The 18,080-nt window shown below is 67.7% G+C and carries 19 protein-coding genes; 4 read left to right on the top strand and 15 right to left on the bottom strand.

The window, feature by feature from the left end; all coding sequences use genetic code 11:
- Positions 1-77 precede the first annotated feature (77 nt).
- The 3 genes from OG975_RS32690 to OG975_RS32680 form a co-directional block, all read right to left on the bottom strand.
- Positions 78-401: an STAS domain-containing protein gene (locus OG975_RS32690; RefSeq protein ID WP_261707178.1), complete on the bottom strand. Its 324-nt coding sequence runs from the start codon at positions 399-401 to the stop codon at positions 78-80.
- 180 nt (positions 402-581) lie between these two features.
- Positions 582-1,430: a 3-hydroxyacyl-CoA dehydrogenase family protein gene (locus OG975_RS32685; protein ID WP_327431782.1), complete on the bottom strand. Its 849-nt coding sequence runs from the start codon at positions 1,428-1,430 to the stop codon at positions 582-584.
- Between the two features lie 124 nt (positions 1,431-1,554).
- A complete protein-coding gene (locus OG975_RS32680; RefSeq protein ID WP_406332901.1) occupies positions 1,555-2,196 on the bottom strand; it encodes a TetR/AcrR family transcriptional regulator in 642 nt (213 codons plus the stop codon).
- 98 nt (positions 2,197-2,294) lie between these two features.
- Here OG975_RS32680 and OG975_RS32675 point away from each other — a divergent pair, with 98 nt between their 5' ends.
- Genes OG975_RS32675 through OG975_RS32665 form a run of 3 tightly spaced genes read left to right on the top strand, consistent with a single transcriptional unit; the run spans position 2,295 to position 4,426 of the window.
- Positions 2,295-3,077, top strand: coding sequence for an ATP-binding cassette domain-containing protein (locus OG975_RS32675; protein WP_330307341.1), 783 nt, complete (start codon positions 2,295-2,297; stop codon positions 3,075-3,077).
- A gap of 13 nt (positions 3,078-3,090) precedes the next feature.
- On the top strand, positions 3,091-3,840 hold the full coding sequence (locus OG975_RS32670) for an ABC transporter permease (RefSeq protein WP_406332900.1): 750 nt from the start codon (positions 3,091-3,093) through the stop codon (positions 3,838-3,840).
- Between the two features lie 13 nt (positions 3,841-3,853).
- Positions 3,854-4,426, top strand: a complete 573-nt coding sequence (locus tag OG975_RS32665) for a cob(I)yrinic acid a,c-diamide adenosyltransferase (RefSeq protein WP_406332899.1) — start codon at positions 3,854-3,856, stop codon at positions 4,424-4,426.
- Here OG975_RS32665 and OG975_RS32660 read toward each other — a convergent pair.
- The gene (locus OG975_RS32660) at positions 4,423-5,910 is read right to left on the bottom strand and encodes a M4 family metallopeptidase (protein ID WP_406332898.1); all 1,488 of its coding nucleotides are present in this window, start codon (positions 5,908-5,910) and stop codon (positions 4,423-4,425) included. The genes OG975_RS32665 and OG975_RS32660 overlap by 4 nt on opposite strands.
- Positions 5,911-6,128: 218 nt before the next feature.
- Here OG975_RS32660 and OG975_RS32655 point away from each other — a divergent pair, with 218 nt between their 5' ends.
- Complete coding sequence (locus OG975_RS32655) at positions 6,129-7,955, top strand: glycosyl hydrolase family 18 protein (RefSeq protein ID WP_406332897.1); 1,827 nt, start codon at positions 6,129-6,131, stop codon at positions 7,953-7,955.
- A 16-nt stretch (positions 7,956-7,971) separates the two neighbouring features.
- Here OG975_RS32655 and OG975_RS32650 read toward each other — a convergent pair whose 3' ends face one another.
- The 11 genes from OG975_RS32650 to OG975_RS32600 all read right to left on the bottom strand — a co-directional run bounded on the left by OG975_RS32650 (position 7,972) and on the right by OG975_RS32600 (position 17,989).
- Positions 7,972-8,418 (bottom strand): DUF2550 domain-containing protein, encoded by a 447-nt coding sequence (locus tag OG975_RS32650; protein WP_327431775.1) that lies wholly within the window; start codon positions 8,416-8,418, stop codon positions 7,972-7,974.
- A gap of 138 nt (positions 8,419-8,556) precedes the next feature.
- Positions 8,557-8,931, bottom strand: coding sequence for a F0F1 ATP synthase subunit epsilon (locus OG975_RS32645; RefSeq protein WP_327431774.1), 375 nt, complete (start codon positions 8,929-8,931; stop codon positions 8,557-8,559).
- 110 nt (positions 8,932-9,041) lie between these two features.
- On the bottom strand, positions 9,042-10,478 hold the full coding sequence (gene atpD / locus OG975_RS32640) for a F0F1 ATP synthase subunit beta (RefSeq protein WP_406332896.1): 1,437 nt from the start codon (positions 10,476-10,478) through the stop codon (positions 9,042-9,044).
- Positions 10,478-11,392 carry a F0F1 ATP synthase subunit gamma gene (locus OG975_RS32635; protein ID WP_406332895.1) on the bottom strand — a complete coding sequence of 305 codons (915 nt, stop codon included), beginning with the start codon at positions 11,390-11,392 and terminating at the stop codon, positions 10,478-10,480. Before OG975_RS32635 ends, atpD begins: the two co-directional genes overlap by 1 nt.
- A gap of 20 nt (positions 11,393-11,412) precedes the next feature.
- Positions 11,413-13,005, bottom strand: coding sequence for a F0F1 ATP synthase subunit alpha (gene atpA, locus OG975_RS32630; protein WP_406332894.1), 1,593 nt, complete (start codon positions 13,003-13,005; stop codon positions 11,413-11,415).
- A gap of 129 nt (positions 13,006-13,134) precedes the next feature.
- Positions 13,135-13,950, bottom strand: a complete 816-nt coding sequence (locus OG975_RS32625) for a F0F1 ATP synthase subunit delta (protein ID WP_406332893.1) — start codon at positions 13,948-13,950, stop codon at positions 13,135-13,137.
- Complete coding sequence (locus OG975_RS32620; protein WP_381260593.1) at positions 13,947-14,489, bottom strand: F0F1 ATP synthase subunit B; 543 nt, start codon at positions 14,487-14,489, stop codon at positions 13,947-13,949. Before OG975_RS32620 ends, OG975_RS32625 begins: the two co-directional genes overlap by 4 nt.
- A gap of 42 nt (positions 14,490-14,531) precedes the next feature.
- A complete protein-coding gene (locus OG975_RS32615; RefSeq protein ID WP_406332892.1) occupies positions 14,532-14,774 on the bottom strand; it encodes a F0F1 ATP synthase subunit C in 243 nt (80 codons plus the stop codon).
- 75 nt (positions 14,775-14,849) lie between these two features.
- Complete coding sequence (atpB, locus tag OG975_RS32610; RefSeq protein ID WP_406332891.1) at positions 14,850-15,671, bottom strand: F0F1 ATP synthase subunit A; 822 nt, start codon at positions 15,669-15,671, stop codon at positions 14,850-14,852.
- A 225-nt stretch (positions 15,672-15,896) separates the two neighbouring features.
- Entirely contained in the window at positions 15,897-16,334 is a 438-nt protein-coding gene (locus tag OG975_RS32605; RefSeq protein ID WP_330307327.1) for a hypothetical protein, read from the bottom strand.
- A 293-nt stretch (positions 16,335-16,627) separates the two neighbouring features.
- Positions 16,628-17,989 (bottom strand): MraY family glycosyltransferase, encoded by a 1,362-nt coding sequence (locus OG975_RS32600; protein ID WP_406332890.1) that lies wholly within the window; start codon positions 17,987-17,989, stop codon positions 16,628-16,630.
- Positions 17,990-18,080 lie beyond the last annotated feature (91 nt).

Raw genomic sequence — 18,080 nt, 5'->3', positions numbered from 1 at the left:
GCGCGTGGTGCGTTTCGTACGCCGGTCAGGACGCGTGTACGAGGCCTCACTCCCGGGGTGGTGCAGGTCCCCGGGTCTCACACCCGGGGCAGGGATTCCACTCCGATGCCGCCCTCGATCGCCAGGATCCGGTGCAGCCGGGTGGCGACCAGCAGGCGTTGCATCTGCGGTGGTACGCCGCGCAGCACGAGCCGTCGGCCGCACCGCCCGGCCCGTCGGTGGGCCCCCATGATGACACCGAGTCCGGTGGCGTCCCAGGAGTCCAGTTCGGACAGGTCGAGCACCAGGTCGCCGGCTCCGTCGTCGACGGCCGAGTGCAGGACCGTACGGGCGTCCGCCGCGCTGCGTACGTCGAGGCGGCCCCCGACGACCAGCTCGGCGTGGTCGCCCCTGATGTACATATGCGCTCCCCGAGAGTGCGTCTCGTACTCCGCGTCTGTCTGTTCGCGTTCTGTCTGTCGTTCTGTGTTGCACCGTCTGACTGCCGAAAGGGCGCAGAGGTTGCCGTCTGTAAGCGAACCGATACCGAATTCACCTCATGGAGTGACACTCCAGAGGTGCGTGCGGTTTCAGTGGGTGGTTCAGTGCTTGTAGAAGCCCTGCCCGCTCTTGCGCCCGATGTCACCGGCGTCAACCATCCGGCGCATCAGCTCCGGCGGCGCGAACTTCTCGTCCTGGGTCTCGGTGTAGATGTTGCTCGCGGCGTGCAGCAGGATGTCGACGCCCGTCAGGTCGGCCGTGGCCAGGGGGCCCATGGCGTGACCGAAGCCCAGCTTGCAGGCGAGGTCGATGTCCTCGGCGGTGGCCACGCCGGACTCGTACAGCTTGGTGGCCTCGACGACGAGCGCGGAGATGAGACGGGTGGTCACGAAGCCCGCCACATCGCGGTTGACGACGATGCAGGTCTTGCCGACGGACTCGGCGAACTCCCGCGCGGTGGCGAGCGTTTCGTCGCTCGTCTTGTAGCCGCGGACCAGCTCGACGAGCTGCATCATCGGCACCGGCGAGAAGAAGTGCACGCCGACGACCCGCTCCGGGTGTTCGGTGGCCGCCGCGATCTTGGTGATCGGGATGGCGGAGGTGTTGGAGGCGAGCACGGCGTCCGGGCGGACGATCTTGTCGAGCGCCCGGAAGATCTCGTGCTTGATCTCAAGCTTTTCGAAGACGGCCTCGACGACGATGTCGGCGTCGGCGACCGCGTCCAGGTCGGTGGTGGCGGTGATGCGCGCGAGCGCCTCGTCGGCGTCCGCGGCTTCGAGCCTGCCCTTGCTCACGAACTTGTCGTACGAGGCCCTGATGCCGTCGACGCCACGGGTCAGCGCCTCGTCGGTGACATCGCGCAGGACGACGTCCCAGCCCGCCTGCGCGGAGACCTGAGCGATACCGGACCCCATGAGTCCGGCTCCGATGACGGCGAGCTTCCGTGCCACTCCGACTCCCCTTACACGCTGTTTAGGTACGCCTCTCCGGCGGACACTAGCGCTCGTGAGGGCCTGTGTGACCGGTAAGTAATGCGCGTCACGTCTCATCTGACGGACGTCACACCGGCGCGGGTCATTCCGCCGCCCGTACGGCGTAGTTGAGGACCTTCTCGCTCAACAGCTCCTCCATGTCGTCGAGGAGAACGAGCACTTCGCGTGATACTTCGTCCGGATTTCGGCCGGTCATCATCTCCCGGCCGATGACGGACATCACGGTCTGGTGCACCCAGTTGATCTGACCGGCGATCAGCCCGGGCAGCGGGTCGTCATCGGGCGCGCCGGTCTCCTCGCGCAGGGCCACGTCCAGGTTGTCGAGGATCTCCTGGCCGATCGCCCACAGCCGCGAGCGGAGCGCGGGAGCGTCGTGGATGACCTTCATGAAGCGGGCATAACCGTCCATCAGACCGAGCCGGGGCGAGACCGCCTCGACCTCCTCGCGCAGTTCGCGCAGCACGGCGGCGGCGGCCGACTCGCCCTTCTCCCGGCCGCGCACCCAGCGGGCGAGCCGTTCGACGATTCCCTGGGACCGGTCGAGGAAGAGGTCCTCCTTCGTCGGGAAGTAGTTGTAGACGGTGTTCACGGAGACGTTCGCGGCGTCCGCGACCTCCGCGACCGTCACCGCGTCGAAGCCCCGCTCCAGGAACAGCCCGGTGGCGACATCCGAGATGTACTGCCGGGTCTGCCGCTTCTTCCGCTCCCTGAGTCCCTCAGCCATGCCCGCATCGTAGCTTTCGGTGCACCTCCTGAAATTTTGGAGCCACAGAAATCTTGGTGTCATTGCAAAAATTCATCGCCTCTGTTTTTCTGTACGGCATGGCAATCATCAGTACGGCCGGTCTGGCCCGTACCTTCCAGACGAAGCGCGGCCCGGTGGAGGCGGTGCGCGGTATCGACCTCACCGTGCGGCCGGGCGAGATCCTCGGCTTCCTCGGCCCGAACGGCGCGGGCAAGACGACCACCCTCCGGATGCTCACGACCCTGCTGCCGCCCACCGGCGGCGCGGCCACCGTCGCGGGCCACGACCTCGCCACCGACCCGGCCGGCGTGCGCCGCGCCTGCGGCTATGTCGCCCAGTCGGGCGGCGTCGACCCACACGTGAGCGTGCGGGAGGAGCTGGTCACCCAGGGGCGGCTGTATCGCCTGACGAAGACGCAGGCGGTGGAGCGGGCCGGGGAGCTGGCGCGCGAACTCGACCTCACCGAGGAGTTGGACCGCAGGACCTCGGCACTCTCCGGCGGCCGGCGCCGCCGTCTCGACATCGCGATGGGCCTCACCCATCGGCCACAGGTGCTGTTCCTCGACGAGCCGACGACGGGCCTGGACCCCGGCAGCCGCGCCGACCTGTGGGACCTGGTCCGCCGCCTGCGCGACGACCACGGCACCACGGTCTTCCTGACCACCCACTACCTCGACGAGGCAGACGCGCTCGCCGACCGGCTGGTGATCGTCGACAAGGGCGTGGTCGTCGCCGAGGGCACGCCGAGCGCGCTGAAACTGGCGCACGGCGGCTCGATCGACGCCACGCTCCAGGACACGTTCCTCGCCATCACCGGCCGCGGCCCGACGCCGGCGGACGCCACCCCCGTAGCCGTATAGGACGTACGACGACATGCTTCTGCACGACACCGCCCTGATCTTCGGGCGCTACGCCCGCCAGACCCTGCGCTCCAAGTTCCAGCTCCTCTTCGGCGTCCTGATGCCGCTCCTCTATCTCCTCTTCTTCGGCCCGCTGCTGACCGGCCTCCCGCTCGGCTCGCGGGGCAGCTCCTGGCAGATCCTGGTCCCTGGGCTGCTGCTCCAACTCGGGCTGTTCGGAGCCGCGTTCGCCGGCTTCACGATCATCATCGAGAAGAACCAGGGGATCGTGGAGCGGATGCGGGTCACCCCCGTGAGCCGCCTCGCCCTGCTGCTGGGGCGGGTGCTGCGCGACGCCGCCATCTTCGTCTTCCAGGCGGTACTGCTGGTGCTGGCGGCAGTGGCGATGGGTCTGCGCGCCCCCCTCGCCGGCATCCTGATCGGCTTCGCCTTCGTCGCCCTGCTGACGCTCTCCCTCGCCTCCCTCTCGTACGCCCTGGCCATGAAGGTCCGTACGCCGCAGGAGTTCGGCCCCGCCATCAACGCGCTGACCATGCCGTCCATGCTGCTGTCCGGCCTGATGCTGCCGATGGCGCTGGCCCCCGGCTGGCTGGACGTGCTCTCGCACTTCATGCCGCTGCGCTATCTGGTGGACGCGGTGCGGGACGCATACGTGGGCTCGTACGCCACCGCCCACATGCTGTACGGCGCCCTCGTCGCCCTCGGCTTCACCGCGCTCGCCGTGACGGTGGGCACACGGGTCTTCCGGAAGGCCGGAGCGTAACTACGCTGGGCTCATGGTCAATCTGACGCGCATCTACACCAGGACCGGCGACCAGGGCACCACCGCCCTCGGCGACATGAGCCGGGTCGCCAAGACCGACCTGCGGATCTCGGCGTACGCCGACGCCAATGAGGCGAACGCGGTGATCGGCACGGCGATCGCGCTCGGCGGTCTGGACGAGGAGGTCGTCAAGGTCCTCACCCGCGTCCAGAACGACCTGTTCGACGTCGGTGCCGACCTGTCGACGCCGGTGGTCGAGAACCCGCAGTTCCCGCCCCTGCGGGTGGAACAGTTCTACATCGACAAACTCGAGGCGGACTGCGACCACTTCAACGAACGCCTGGAAAAGCTCCGCTCCTTCATCCTCCCCGGCGGCACCCCCGGCGCGGCGCTGCTGCACCAGGCGTGCACGGTGGTCCGCCGGGCTGAGCGCTCGACGTGGGCGGCGATGGAGGCCCACGGCGAGGTCATGAACCCCCTCACCGCCACCTACCTCAACCGCCTGTCCGACCTGCTGTTCATCCTGGCCCGCACGGCCAACGGCAAGGTCGGGGACGCGCTGTGGGTGCCGGGGGGCGAGCGCTAGTCACCACTGCCGACGGGCACCCCTACGGCTTCCCAGGCGGCGAGGACGGCGCGGTGTTCCTCGCTGTCGTCGCCGTAGCGGGTGACGGCAGCGTCGGCGGTGAGGCGGGCCCAGTCGGCGAAGAGCAGACCCTCACGGATGCCGTCCCCGGTGAGCGCGTCCCACCAGATCCGGCCCGCGCGCTCCCAGGCGTGGCCGCCGAGGGAAACGGCGAGCAGATACAGGGCGCGACCGGGGATTCCGTTGTTGATGTGGACGCCTCCTTGGTCGACCTCGGTGTGCACGTAGTCGTCCATATGGCCGGGCTGCGGGTCCTGGCCGAGCGTCTCGTCGTCGTACGCGGCTCCCGGCTCCTTGAACGAACGCAGTCCTACGCCGTTGATGTCGGGGTTCAGAAGCTCCCTGCCCACCACCCAGTCCGCGTCGGCGGCGCTCTGGCCGAGTGCGTACTGCTTGGCCAGCAGTCCGAATCCGTCGCACACGGCGTTGGCCAGAGCACCGGTCTCACCCTGGAAGTCGAAGAAGCCCACCTCGGCGATGCCGTGCCAGCTCACGCTGGCGACCACGTCGAGCGAGGTGAACCGGGTGAACACCTTGCCGTCTCCGTCCCCGAGGACGGAGACACAGTCGTGCCACGCGCCATAGACGGAGGCGCGCCCGTAGTGGACCACCGCGGCCAGCGGACCGCCCGTAGCGAGCAGGCGGTCGCGCCCGAACACCTCGCACACCAGCCGGTCGGCCGCCACCAGACCGTCGTACGCCTCGTCGACGGCGGGATCTCCGGTGGGCGGCTGCCCCGTCCAGCGAGCCACCGGCAGTGCGTGCAGGGCCTCTTCTCCTCGCGCGTCGAAGACCACGTGCCGGACGAGTTCCGCACCCTCTTCCTCCGAGACCCACTCGACCTGACCGTCCCGGAGTGCGACACCTGGACCGCCGTACATCCGAAGCGGCACCATGCCCCCGCTGAGCCGCTCCAGCAACGGCAGGGAGACCACGCCGGAGCCCAGTCGGGGTGGCGGTGTGCGGTGCATTGACACAGTGCCGTTCAGTCTCGCGGTCCACTCCTGGATCTGCGCCTGGGGCACTTTGGCGACCGCGCCGACCTCCTCGATGGCGTCGACCAGCCGCGCCAGTTCCTGCCGCAGCCACTCCTCGCGCTCCCCCGACGAAAGGGTCTCGTCCGCGATGAACGGGGCCACCTCCAAGGCCTCGTATCCCCGGTGCACCTTCTCGAAGGTGTCCCCGCGGCGCTGCCGGGCCAGCACCACGCCCTGGCTGTCCCACGCCCTCCGGCTCAGCGTGGGCGCCACCCAATGCCCCGTCTGCCGGAAGTACGCCACCGCCGCGCTGTCCCGCGTCAGCTCCGCGTAGATCAATCGCGCCGCCGTGCGCAGATGGGTTCGCGTCCGCAGCCACGCCGCGCCCCCGGTGGCCAGGCCACCCCCCACCGAACCGATGACCGCCGCCAGCAGCGCACTGTCCATCCCCGCAGGATCCGGTGTACCCCTCACCCCTGACAATCACCCCCTGAACGTATTTCTTCTGCCCCAAGCGGCGGTGCGGGCAAAGGAGTTGGGCGTGTAACAAGTAATGACACGCTGCCGTCTCACTGGTCTGGACCTATTGACCTATGGTCCAGACCTTTCTATTGTCCACCGCACCTCATCAACTCCCCCATCAACTCCCCCGGAGGAGACGCAGGATGCGTTTCAGACACAGAGCTGTCGCAGGGCTCACCACCCTGCTGCTTCCGCTCGCCGCCCTCGTCGGGCTCGCGAGCCCCGCCTCGGCGGCCACCAGCGCCACCGCCACGTACACCAAGAGCTCGGACTGGGGTACGGGCTTCGAAGGCAAGTGGACCGTCACCAACACCGGTACCACCGCCCTCAGTTCCTGGACGATCGAGTGGGACTTCCCCTCCGGTACGTCGGTGACGTCGGCGTGGGACGCGGACGTCACGTCCTCCGGCACTCACTGGACCGCCAAGAACAAGTCCTACAACGGCACCCTCGCGGCAGGCGCCTCCGTCTCCTTCGGCTTCAACGGCGCCGGCTCCGGCTCGCCCTCCAACTGTCTGCTGAACGGCGGCAGTTGTGACGGCGGCACCACCGTCCCCGGCGACAGCGCGCCCTCCGCGCCCGGCACTCCCACCGCCTCCTCGATCACCGACACCTCGGTGAAGCTCGACTGGAGCGCGGCCACCGACGACAACGGCATCAAGAACTACGACGTCCTGCGCGGCGGCACCAAGGTCGCGACCGTGACGACGACCTCGTACACGGACACCGGTCTCACCGCCGGCACCGACTACTCGTACACCGTCCAGGCCCGTGACACCGCCGACCAGACCGGACCGGTCAGCGGCGCGGTCGCCGTGCACACCACCGGCGGCACCACGACCCCGCCGGCCACGAGCGGCGCGGTCAAGCTCGGCTACTTCACCGAGTGGGGCATCTACGGCCGCAACTACAACGTCAAGAACCTGGTGACGTCGGGCTCGGCCGCCAAGATCACGCACATCAACTACGCCTTCGGCAACGTCACCGGCGGCAAGTGCGCGATCGGCGACTCCTATGCCGACTACGACAAGGCGTTCACCGCCGACCAGTCGGTCAGCGGCGTCGCCGACACCTGGGACCAGCCGCTGCGCGGCAACTTCAACCAGCTGCGCGAGCTGAAGGCCAAGTACCCGAACCTCAAGGTGCTGTGGTCCTTCGGCGGCTGGACCTGGTCCGGCGGCTTCGGACAGGCCGCGGCCGACCCCGCCGCCTTCGCCCAGTCCTGCTACGACCTGGTCGAGGACCCCCGCTGGGCCGATGTCTTCGACGGCATCGACATCGACTGGGAGTACCCGAACGCCTGCGGTCTGTCCTGCGACACCAGCGGCTCGGCGGCCTTCAAGAACGTGATGTCCGCGCTGCGCGCCAAGTTCGGCTCCAGCAACCTGGTCACCGCGGCCACCACCGCCGACGGCTCCACCGGCGGCAAGATCGAGGCCGCCGACTACGCGGGCGCCGCACAGTACGTCGACTGGTACAACGTGATGACGTACGACTTCTTCGGTGCCTGGGACGCGACCGGCCCGACCGCCCCGCACTCCCCGCTCACCTCGTACACCGGCATCCCGAAGGCCGGCTTCACCACGGCCGACGCGATGGCCAAGTTCAAGGCGATCGGCGTCCCCGCGAGCAAGCTGCTGATCGGCATCGGCTTCTACGGACGCGGCTGGACCGGCGTCACCCAGGACGCGCCGGGCGGCACCGCCACGGGCCCGGCCGCAGGCACGTACGAGCAGGGCATCGAGGACTACAAGGTCCTCAAGACGTCCTGCCCGTCCACCGGCACCATCGCCGGCACGGCGTACGCGCACTGCGGCACCAACTGGTGGTCGTACGACACTCCGGCCACCATCGGTACGAAGATGGCGTGGGCCAAGACCCAGGGTCTGGGCGGCGCGTTCTTCTGGGAGTTCAGCGGTGACACCACCAGCGGCGAGCTGGTGAGCGCCATCAACAGCGGACTGTCGTAACAGCCGCTAAGAACTACTAAGCAACGTTGACGCGCTGACCGGGCGGGGCTGCTTCCAGCCACGCGAGAAAACCGGTCAGCGCGTCTTCGCTCATCGCCAGCTCAAGGCGTGTCCCGCGGTGGAGACAGACGAGGATGATCGCGTCGGAGAGCAGCGCCAGCTCCTCCTCGCCCTCGGGGGCGCGGCGGCCCGCCACCTCGATCGACGAGCGCTCCAGGGTGCGGCGCGGGCGGGGGGCGTAGGAGAAGACGCGGTACCACTCGATGCGGTCGCCGTTGTAGCGGGCGACCCCGTAGCTCCAGCCTTTGCCGTTGGGGTCGCCTTTCTCGGGGACGTCCCAGCGCAGGCTGCAGTCGAACGTTCCGCCGGAGCGCTGGATCAGCCGGCGGCGGAGGCCGAAGACGAACAGCCCCACCACCACGAGCGCCACTACCAACCCGCACACAGTCAGAGCGAGGACCATCGACACCGACCTCCTCGTCTCCTAGGTAAAGCAGGTAATGAAACGGAAAAAAGCACCCGCATCGCCTCAGCCGCGGCCCGGTCTGGATATCTCCAGTCCCGGCCGCGGCTGAGTCACATCATTCCGTGCGCGCTGGATTCAGCGCGCCGCCACCGCACGCAGGCGGACGTCCGCGCGACGCTCGGCGGAGGCATCGCCCTCCGCCTTCGCGCGCTCGAGCTCCCGCTCCACGCGCTGGACATCGATCTCGTCCGACAGCTCGGCGATCTCGGCCAGCAGTGACAGCTTGTTGTCGGCGAACGAGATGAAACCGCCGTGCACCGCGGCGACGACCGTTCCACCATCACTCGTACGGATGGTCACCGGGCCCGACTCCAGCACACCGAGAAGCGGCTGGTGACCGGGCATGACGCCGATGTCGCCGGACGTGGTACGCGCGACGACCAGGGTGGCCTCGCCGGACCAGACACTGCGGTCCGCGGCGACGAGCTCGACGTGCAGCTCAGCAGCCAAGGTGGGCTCCTCGGGTCACCACCCGGCGTTACTGCCGGGTGTTGGGTCAAAGTCTAGTAGGCGTACGAAGAGGGGCGGGACGCACCCGCCCCTCTTCATGAACACGAAGTTCAGGAGACGCCGAGCTCCTTGGCGTTGGCCTTGAGGTCCTCAATGCCACCGCACAGGAAGAACGCCTGCTCCGGGAAGTGGTCGTACTCACCGTCGATGATCGCGTTGAAGGCCACGATCGACTCGTCCAGCGGGACGTCCGACCCGTCGACGCCGGTGAACTGCTTGGCGACGTGGGTGTTCTGGGACAGGAAGCGCTCCACGCGACGGGCACGGTGGACGGTGAGCTTGTCCTCCTCGCCCAGCTCGTCGATACCGAGGATCGCGATGATGTCCTGAAGGTCCTTGTACTTCTGAAGAACCGACTTGACGCGCATCGCGGCCGCGTAGTGGTCCGCCGCGATGTAGCGGGGGTCCAGGATGCGGGACGTGGAGTCCAGCGGGTCCACGGCCGGGTAGATGCCCTTCTCGGAGATCGGACGGGAGAGAACCGTCGTCGCGTCGAGGTGGGCGAACGTGGTGGCCGGGGCCGGGTCGGTCAGGTCGTCCGCGGGGACGTAGATCGCCTGCATCGAGGTGATCGAGTGACCACGGGTCGAGGTGATGCGCTCCTGGAGGAGACCCATCTCGTCGGCCAGGTTCGGCTGGTAGCCCACCGCGGAGGGCATACGGCCGAGCAGGGTCGAGACCTCGGAACCGGCCTGCGTGAAGCGGAAGATGTTGTCGATGAAGAACAGCACGTCCTGCTTCTGCACATCGCGGAAGTACTCCGCCATGGTCAGACCCGCGAGGGCCACGCGCAGACGGGTGCCCGGGGGCTCGTCCATCTGGCCGAAGACAAGGGCGGTCTTGTCGATGACGCCCGAGTCCGACATCTCCTCGATGAGGTCGTTGCCCTCACGGGTGCGCTCACCGACACCGGCGAACACGGAGACACCGTCGTGGTTGTTGGCGACGCGGTAGATCATCTCCTGGATGAGCACCGTCTTGCCGACGCCGGCACCGCCGAACAGACCGATCTTTCCACCCTTGACGTACGGGGTGAGAAGGTCGATGACCTTGACGCCGGTCTCGAACATCTCGGTCTTCGACTCGAGCTCGTCGAAGCGCGGGGCCTTGCGGTGGATGGTCCAGCGCTCGCCGTCGTACTTCTCGTCGGAGTTCAGCACCTCACCGAGGGTGTTGAACACCTTGCCCTTGGTGAAGTCACCGACCGGGACGGAGATACCCGTTCCGGTGTCGGTGACCGCGGCCTGACGGACCAGACCGTCGGTGGGCTGCATGGAGATCGTGCGGACCACGCCGTCACCCAGGTGCTGGGCGACTTCCAGGGTCAGCGTCTTCTTCTCGCCGGCGTTGGCCGGGTCGGCCACCTCGACGTGAAGGGCGTTGTAGATGTCCGGCATGGCGTCGACGGGGAATTCCACGTCGACGACCGGGCCGATGACCCGGGCGACGCGGCCCGTGGCAACGGCCGTCTCAACTGTCGTCGTCATTACCTGTCACTCCCCGCGGTCGCGTCGGCCAGGGCTGCGGAGCCACCGACGATCTCGCTGATTTCCTGGGTGATTTCGGCCTGGCGGGCCGCGTTGGCAAGGCGGGAGAGCGTGGTGATCAGGTCTCCCGCGTTGTCGGTCGCCGACTTCATCGCGCGGCGGGTGGCGGCGTGCTTGGAGGCAGCCGACTGGAGCAGCGCGTTGTAGATACGGCTCTCGACGTACCGCGGCAGGAGGGCGTCGAGGACGTCCTCCGCCGACGGCTCGAACTCGTACAGCGGAAGGATCTCGCCCTTGGGCGCCTCCTCCGCAACCTCTTCGAGGCGCAGCGGCAGCAGGCGGCCGTCGACCGCCGTCTGCGTCATCATCGAGACGAACTCGGTGTAGACGATGTGGAGTTCGTCCACGCCGCCCTCAGCCGTCTCCTTCTCGATGGCCTCGATCAGCGGACCCGCGACCTTCTTCGCGTCCGCGTAGCTGGGCTCGTCGGTGAAGCCCGACCACGACTCCACGACCTTGCGCTCGCGAAAGTTGTAGTGGGCGAGACCGCGGCGGCCGACGATGTACGTGTCGACCTCCTTGCCCTCGGCCTCAAGGCGGGCGGTCAGCTGCTCCGCCTCCTTGATGGCGTTGGAGTTGAAGGCGCCGGCCAGTCCGCGGTCGCTCGTGAGGAGCAGCACCGCGGAACGGGTCGCCGTCTCCGCCTCCGTGGTCAGCGGGTGCTTGGTGTTCGAGCCGGTGCCGACCGCCGTGACCGCGCGGGTGAGCTCGGTCGCGTACGGCGCGGAGGCCGCCACCTTGCGCTGCGCCTTGACGACGCGCGAGGCGGCGATCATCTCCATCGCCTTGGTGATCTTCTTGGTCGCGGTGACGGACTTGATACGACGCTTGTAGACCCGGAGCTGGGCTCCCATGAGTCAGGTCCCTTCCGTCGTCACTTGGCCGCGGCGGCCGGAGCGTCTTCGCCGAGAAGCTTGCCGTCCGAGGTCTCGAACTGCTTCTTGAAGTCCGCGATGGCGTCCGCGATGGCGGTGAGGGTGTCGTCCGACATCTTCGCGCCCTCCTTGATGGAGGTCATGAGGCCCTGCTCCTTGCGGTGCAGGTACTCCAGGAGCTCCTTCTCGAAGCGGCGGACGTCGGAGACCGGTACGTCGTCCATCTTGCCGGTGGTACCGGCCCACACGGAGACGACCTGGTCCTCGGTCGGCATCGGCTGGTACTGAGGCTGCTTGAGCAGCTCGACCAGACGCTGACCGCGCTCCAGCTGGGACTTCGACGCGGCGTCCAGGTCGGAACCGAAGGCGGCGAACGCCTCCAGCTCACGGTACTGGGCGAGGTCGAGGCGGAGACGGCCGGACACCTGGCGCATCGCCTTGTGCTGGGCGGAGCCACCGACGCGGGAGACCGAGATACCGACGTTCAGGGCCGGACGCTGGCCGGCGTTGAACAGGTCGGACTCCAGGAAGCACTGGCCGTCGGTGATGGAGATGACGTTGGTCGGGATGAACGCCGACACGTCGTTCGCCTTGGTCTCGACGATCGGCAGACCCGTCATCGAACCGGCGCCCATGTCGTCGGAGAGCTTCGCGCAGCGCTCCAGCAGACGGGAGTGCAGGTAGAAGACGTCACCGGGGTAGGCCTCGCGCCCCGGCGGACGGCGCAGCAGCAGGGACACGGCGCGGTAGGCGTCGGCCTGCTTCGAGAGGTCGTCGAAGATGATGAGGACGTGCTTGCCGTCGTACATCCACTGCTGGCCGATGGCCGAACCGGTGTACGGCGCCAGGTACTTGAAGCCGGCCGGGTCGGACGCCGGGGCGGCGACGATGGTCGTGTACTCCAGCGCGCCGGCCTCTTCGAGGGCGCCACGCACGGAGGCGATGGTCGAACCCTTCTGACCGATGGCGACGTAGATGCAGCGGACCTGCTTCTTCGGGTCGCCCGAGCGCCAGTTGTCGCGCTGGTTGATGATCGTGTCGACGGCCAGCGCGGTCTTGCCGGTCTGACGGTCGCCGATGACCAGCTGACGCTGGCCGCGGCCGATCGGGGTCATCGCGTCGACGGCCTTGTAGCCGGTCTCCATCGGCTCGTGCACCGACTTGCGGACCATGACGCCCGGGGCCTGCAGCTCGAGGGCGCGGCGGCCGGTGGTCTCGATCTCGCCGAGGCCGTCGATCGGGTTGCCGAGCGGGTCGACGACGCGGCCGAGGTAGCCCTCGCCCACGGCGACGGACAGCACCTCACCGGTGCGCTGCACCGGCTGGCCCTCCTCGATACCGCTGAACTCGCCGAGGACGACCGCACCGATCTCGCGCTCTTCCAGGTTCAGCGCGAGACCGAGGGTTCCGTCCTCGAACTTCAGCAGCTCGTTCGCCATGGCCGAGGGAAGACCCTCGATCTTGGCGATACCGTCGCCGGCGACGGTGACCGTACCGACCTCCTCGCGCGAGGCCGCGTCCGGCTTGTACGACTGGACAAAGTTCTCCAGCGCGTCCCGGATCTCCTCCGGCCGGATCGTGAGCTCCGCCATCTGGGTTCCCTGCTCTCCTTGTTGGGCCCGAAGTTTCACTTGGGGGGATGGGGACTCCCCCCTAAGAGAGGTGAATCCTCTGCACGGCCCAACGAGGGCCGTATGTACGTACTACGTATTGAGTTGCTGCTAGCCGGCCATGCGGCGGCTGGCGTCTTCAAGCCGGTCCGCGATGGAGCCGTTGATGACCTCGTCGCCCACCTGCACCCGGATCCCGCCGAGGACCTCGGGGTCCACGTCGAGGTTGAGGTGCATCTGACGGCCGTAGAGCTTCGCCAGAGCGGCGCCGAGGCGCTGCTTCTGTCCGTCGCTCAGCGCGACCGCCGAGGTGACCACGGCGACCATGCGGTTGCGGCGCTCGGCGGCGAGCTTGGACAGGGACTCGAGTCCCGCTTCCAGGCTACGTCCACGCGGAGCGGTCACCAGGCGCGTCACCAGACGCTCGGTCGTCACGTTGGCCCGGCCGCCGAGCAGGCTGCGCAGCAGCTCGCTCTTGGCCGCCTTGGTGGCGGCGCGGTCGGTCAGCGCGGCGCGCAGCTCGGTGTTCGAAGAGACGATCCGGCCGAACCGGAACAGCTCGTCCTCGACGTCGTCGAGGGCGCCCGTCCGCTGCGCCGCCGTGAGGTCGGCGGTGGCGGCCAGCTCTTCGATGGAGTCCACCAGGTCACGCGAGCGCGACCAGCGGGAGCGCACCAGACCGGCCACCAGGTCGGCGGTCGACCCGCTGACCTGACCGCCGAACAGGCGACCGGCCAGCTCGGCCTTGGCCTCGCCGGGCTGCGCCGGGTCGGTGAGGACCCGACGCAGCGACACCTCGCGGTCGAGCAGCGCGGTGACGGCGGCCAGCTCGTCGGCGAGCTGCGCCGCGTCCACGGACGTCGAGTCCGTCAGCGCGTCGAGACGCTCACGTGCGGCTGCCAGGGCCTCGCGGCTCGCTCCGTTCATCGCGCGGCCTCGGCCTTCTCCTCAAGGTCCTCAAGGAAACGGTCGATGACGCGGCTCTGCCGGGCGTGGTCCTCAAGGGACTCGCCTACGAGCTTGCCGGCCAGGTCGGTGGCCAGGTGGCCGACGTCCTGACGCAGCGCCTGAGACGCGGCCTTGCGGTCCGCCTCGATCTGCGCGTGACCGGCGGTGATGATTTCCTCACGCTGCCGCTGGCCTTCCGCGCGCATCTCGGCGATGAGCGTGGCGCCCTGCTCCTGCGCCTCCTGGCGCAGCCGCGCGGCCTCGTGACGGGCCTCGGCGAGCTGAGCCTTGTACTGCTCAAGAACGCTCTGGGCCTCGGTCTGAAGGGCCTCGGCCTTCTCGATACCGCCCTCGATGGACTCGCGACGCTGCTCCAGAACCTTGTTGATGTTCGGGAGGAGCTTCTTGGCGAGGAAACCGAAGACGATGACGAAGGCGATCAGGCCGATGACAAGCTCGGGGATCGGCGGGACGAGAGGGTTTTCCTTCTCGGCCGCCAGAATGAGCAGCTGGCTCATGTCAGTGCCTTTCGTCTAGTGGGCTGTCGCTGATCGGGTAGATCAGGTGCCGTAGACGAACGGCATGACCAGACCGATGAGGGCGAGCGCCTCACAGAAGGCGAAGCCGAGGATCTGGTTGGCGCGGATCAGACCGGCAGCCTCAGGCTGACGGGCGAGGGCCTGGGTGCCGTTGCCGAAGATGATGCCGACGCCGACGCCGGGACCGATCGCGGCGAGACCGTAACCGAGCGAACCGAGCGAACCGGAAACGCCTTCAGCAGCAAGGGTCTGGATGGCAGACATGCGGTGTCTTCCTTCTCTTTCATGGATCCGGTGGGGGTTGGCCACCGGACGACTAGGGGATCAGAGGCAGGAGGCTCAGTGGTGCTCGGCGAGCGCGCCCTGGATGAAGGTGCAGGTCAGCAGCACGAACACGTACGCCTGCAGGGCCTGGATGAACAGCTCGAAGGCCGTCATGACGATCACCATGATGAACGAGACACCCGCGTAGGCGATCCCGATGCCGTTGAGCAGGTACCAGCTGGCGATCGTGAAGAGCAGCAGCAGCGTGTGACCGGCGAACATGTTCGCGAAGAGTCGTACGGCGTGCGTGAACGGCCGGACGATCAGGTTCGAGAGGAGCTCGATGAACATGGCCAGCGGGAGAACCGGGCCCAGCGACTTGTCGTAGCCGGTGAAGTTCTTGAACGCGCCGACGAATCCGTGCCGCTTGAACGTCAGCGAGACCCAGGTGATGTAGACGATCGCCGCGAGGACGATGGGGTACGCGATGATCGACGTGACCGGGAACTGGGCGAGCGGAATGATCGACCAGAGGTTCATCATCCAGATGAAGAAGAAGAGCGAGACGACCAGAGGTACGTACTTCTCGCCTTCCTTCTTGCCGATGGTCTCGTAGACGACGCCGCGTCGGACGAAGTCGTAGCCCGCCTCGGCGACCATCTGGAGCTTGCCCGGGACGACCTTCGGCTTGCGGAAGGCGGCCCAGAAGAAGCCGACAACGATGATCGAGCCGAGCAGCGCCAGGAGCATCGTCTTGTTGAAGTACACGTTGCTGTCGCCGTCACCCCACAGGGGCTCGAACAGGAACGAGTGCAGGCCGGGAGCGGGGAAGCCACAGTCGGCGAAGATGTGGCAGTCGGTCTCGAAGGCGAGCACCTGCGTCGGGTCAGCACTCACCGCGGGCTCCTTCAGCGTGGCGCATAGGTACGGCAACCTCGTTGTGTCGGCGCGGCGCACAGCCGCGGTTCGGCACTGGACTGGTGTTACGGATGTGGGGGCGGCTGTGGGGCATCAAGCCTCGCGATTGAGCAGGCGTCAGCTCAGATGCCCGCGCCCGCGATGCCGCAGTTGGCACCGGACGATAGCAGGATCTCTTACGCGCACTTATTCCGGCCCTACCCCTCACGACGAGTGCCCCGTCTTTTCGGGCTTGTCGCCCTTCGAGGAGTCGGGTTCGACGTAAAGGATCTTGGCCTTCATCTGAGCACGCGCCTGTGCGCCGATCCACGCGAGCGTGGTGGCGACGAGCGAGATCGCGAAAGCCTTGGGATTGAACAGCGTCGTGTTCTTGAACGCGGCGACAAAGATGAACAGCAGAAGAATCTGCGCCGTGTAGAGCATGAGGCCCATCGCCTGGAACAGGTGCGGAAGCGATTTGGCGGTGCGCTGCAGTACGTAGAGCCCGATTCCCATGAAGAGGATCACGACCAGCGTCGCGACGATCGCCCCGATGGCTCCCTTGCCGCCCGCGACCACGCCGCTGACGACGGCGGCAATCGCGCCGACGGCAGCTGTGGGCACAGCGGCCTGAAGGAGAATCCGGACGTCATTGGACGGCATGGCGGCAACTCCGCTTGCTAAGGGGGGCGTGTCGTCATGGACGAGCGTAGTCCCGGGCTGAGAGGGAACCTCACGCCAAAGGACCGTCGCACTAGGGTCCTTCGGCTCTGTCCCGGGTTCTCGTGAACGGTATCACAAACTATTTGATGCGGTCTTTACCTAGAAGGTGTGCTCGCTGTCACACATGAGAGTGACGCTGCGCGTCTGTGCGCCCAGAACGCCAAGTTGTCTGGTATTGGGGAGCTTTGCACCCCCACGACTTGGCAACGCGTTAGTCAGATTCTTACCTTGCGTCAGCGCGACGACCCGGCTTTGCGCCGATCCAGGAAGCGCGAACGGGGGCCAATTGCCGTCGCTCCGTTGACTCCTGAGACTCCCGCGGCGACCGGGGCACGGTGTTCGCGGGCCTCCTCCGTCTCCTCCTCGGCCGCCGTCCCGTGTGTGACGGACGGCTCGGCCGCCCCGGCAGTTGCCACGGAGGCGGCCCTGCGCCGGCGGTAGCGCGGCGGCACCAGGTGCTCGGCCCAGCGCGGGGCGCGCGGCGTGAAGCGGGGCAGCAGGAGCAGCACGAGGCCGACCGCGCTGAGCGCCACGATGACGAGCACGCTCCACATGGCACCTGAGTTGACCGAGTACGCGAGGGCGCCGAAGGCGATCGTCGCGCACCAGAAGTACATGATCAGGACCGCCCGGCTGTGCGAGTGGCCGACCTCGAGAAGACGGTGGTGCAGATGGCCGCGATCCGCGGCGAAGGGCGACTGGCCCCGCCAGGTGCGCCGCACGATGGCGAGCACCAGGTCGGCGGCCGGCACCGCGATGATCGTCAGCGGCAGCAGCAGCGGGATGTAGACGGGCACCATCTGGTGCACGGTGTTGCGCTCCGAACCGGAGAACAGGTTCATCGCGTCGGGGTCGACCTGCCCCGTGATGGAGATCGCGCCGGCGGAGAGCACCAGCCCGATGAGCATCGAGCCGGAGTCGCCCATGAAGATCCGCGCGGGATGCATGTTGTGCGGCAGGAAGCCCAGGCACATGCCCATCAGGACCGCCGCGAACAGCGTCGCCGGGGCCGCGGCCTCGATGCCGTACGAGTACCAGATCCGGTAGGCGTACAGGAAGGACGCGGCGGCCGCGATGCACACCATGCCGGCGGCGAGGCCGTCGAGGCCGTCCACGAAGTTCACGGCGTTGATGGTGATCACGACGAGGGCGACGGTGAGGAGGGTGCCCTGCCACTGGGTCAGCGCGACCAGGCCGACACCGGGGATCGGCAGCCACAGGATCGTCAGACCCTGCATGACCATCACACCCGCGGCGATCATCTGACCGCCCAGCTTGATCAGGGCGTCGATCTCGAACTTGTCGTCCAGGACGCCGATCAGCCAGATCAGCGCCGCGCCGGAGAGCAGGGCGCGCGGTTCGTTGGAGTTCGAGAAGACCGCGTTGAGGTTCTTCAGGTGGTCGGCGACCAGCAGGCCCGCGCACAGCCCGAAGAACATCGCGATGCCGCCGAGCCGCGGAGTGGGTTCCCGGTGCACATCGCGCGCACGAATTTCCGGCATGGCTCCGGCCACGATCGCGAACTTGCGTACCGGCCCTGTCAGCAGATACGTCACCGCGGCCGTGATGCAGAGCGTCAGCAGGTATTCACGCACAGGCTTCCCCACAGGTCTCGCTGGCCATCTCAGCCCCACACCCTAGCGATGTGCGCATACGGTTGGGGACTTCCGGGTAGCGACGATGGTT

Origin of the sequence: Streptomyces sp. NBC_00203, from assembly GCF_045206325.1 — a bacterium.
In the GTDB taxonomy this organism is placed as follows: domain Bacteria; phylum Actinomycetota; class Actinomycetes; order Streptomycetales; family Streptomycetaceae; genus Streptomyces; species Streptomyces lutosisoli.
This window is presented reverse-complemented; position numbering and strand designations above follow the sequence as displayed.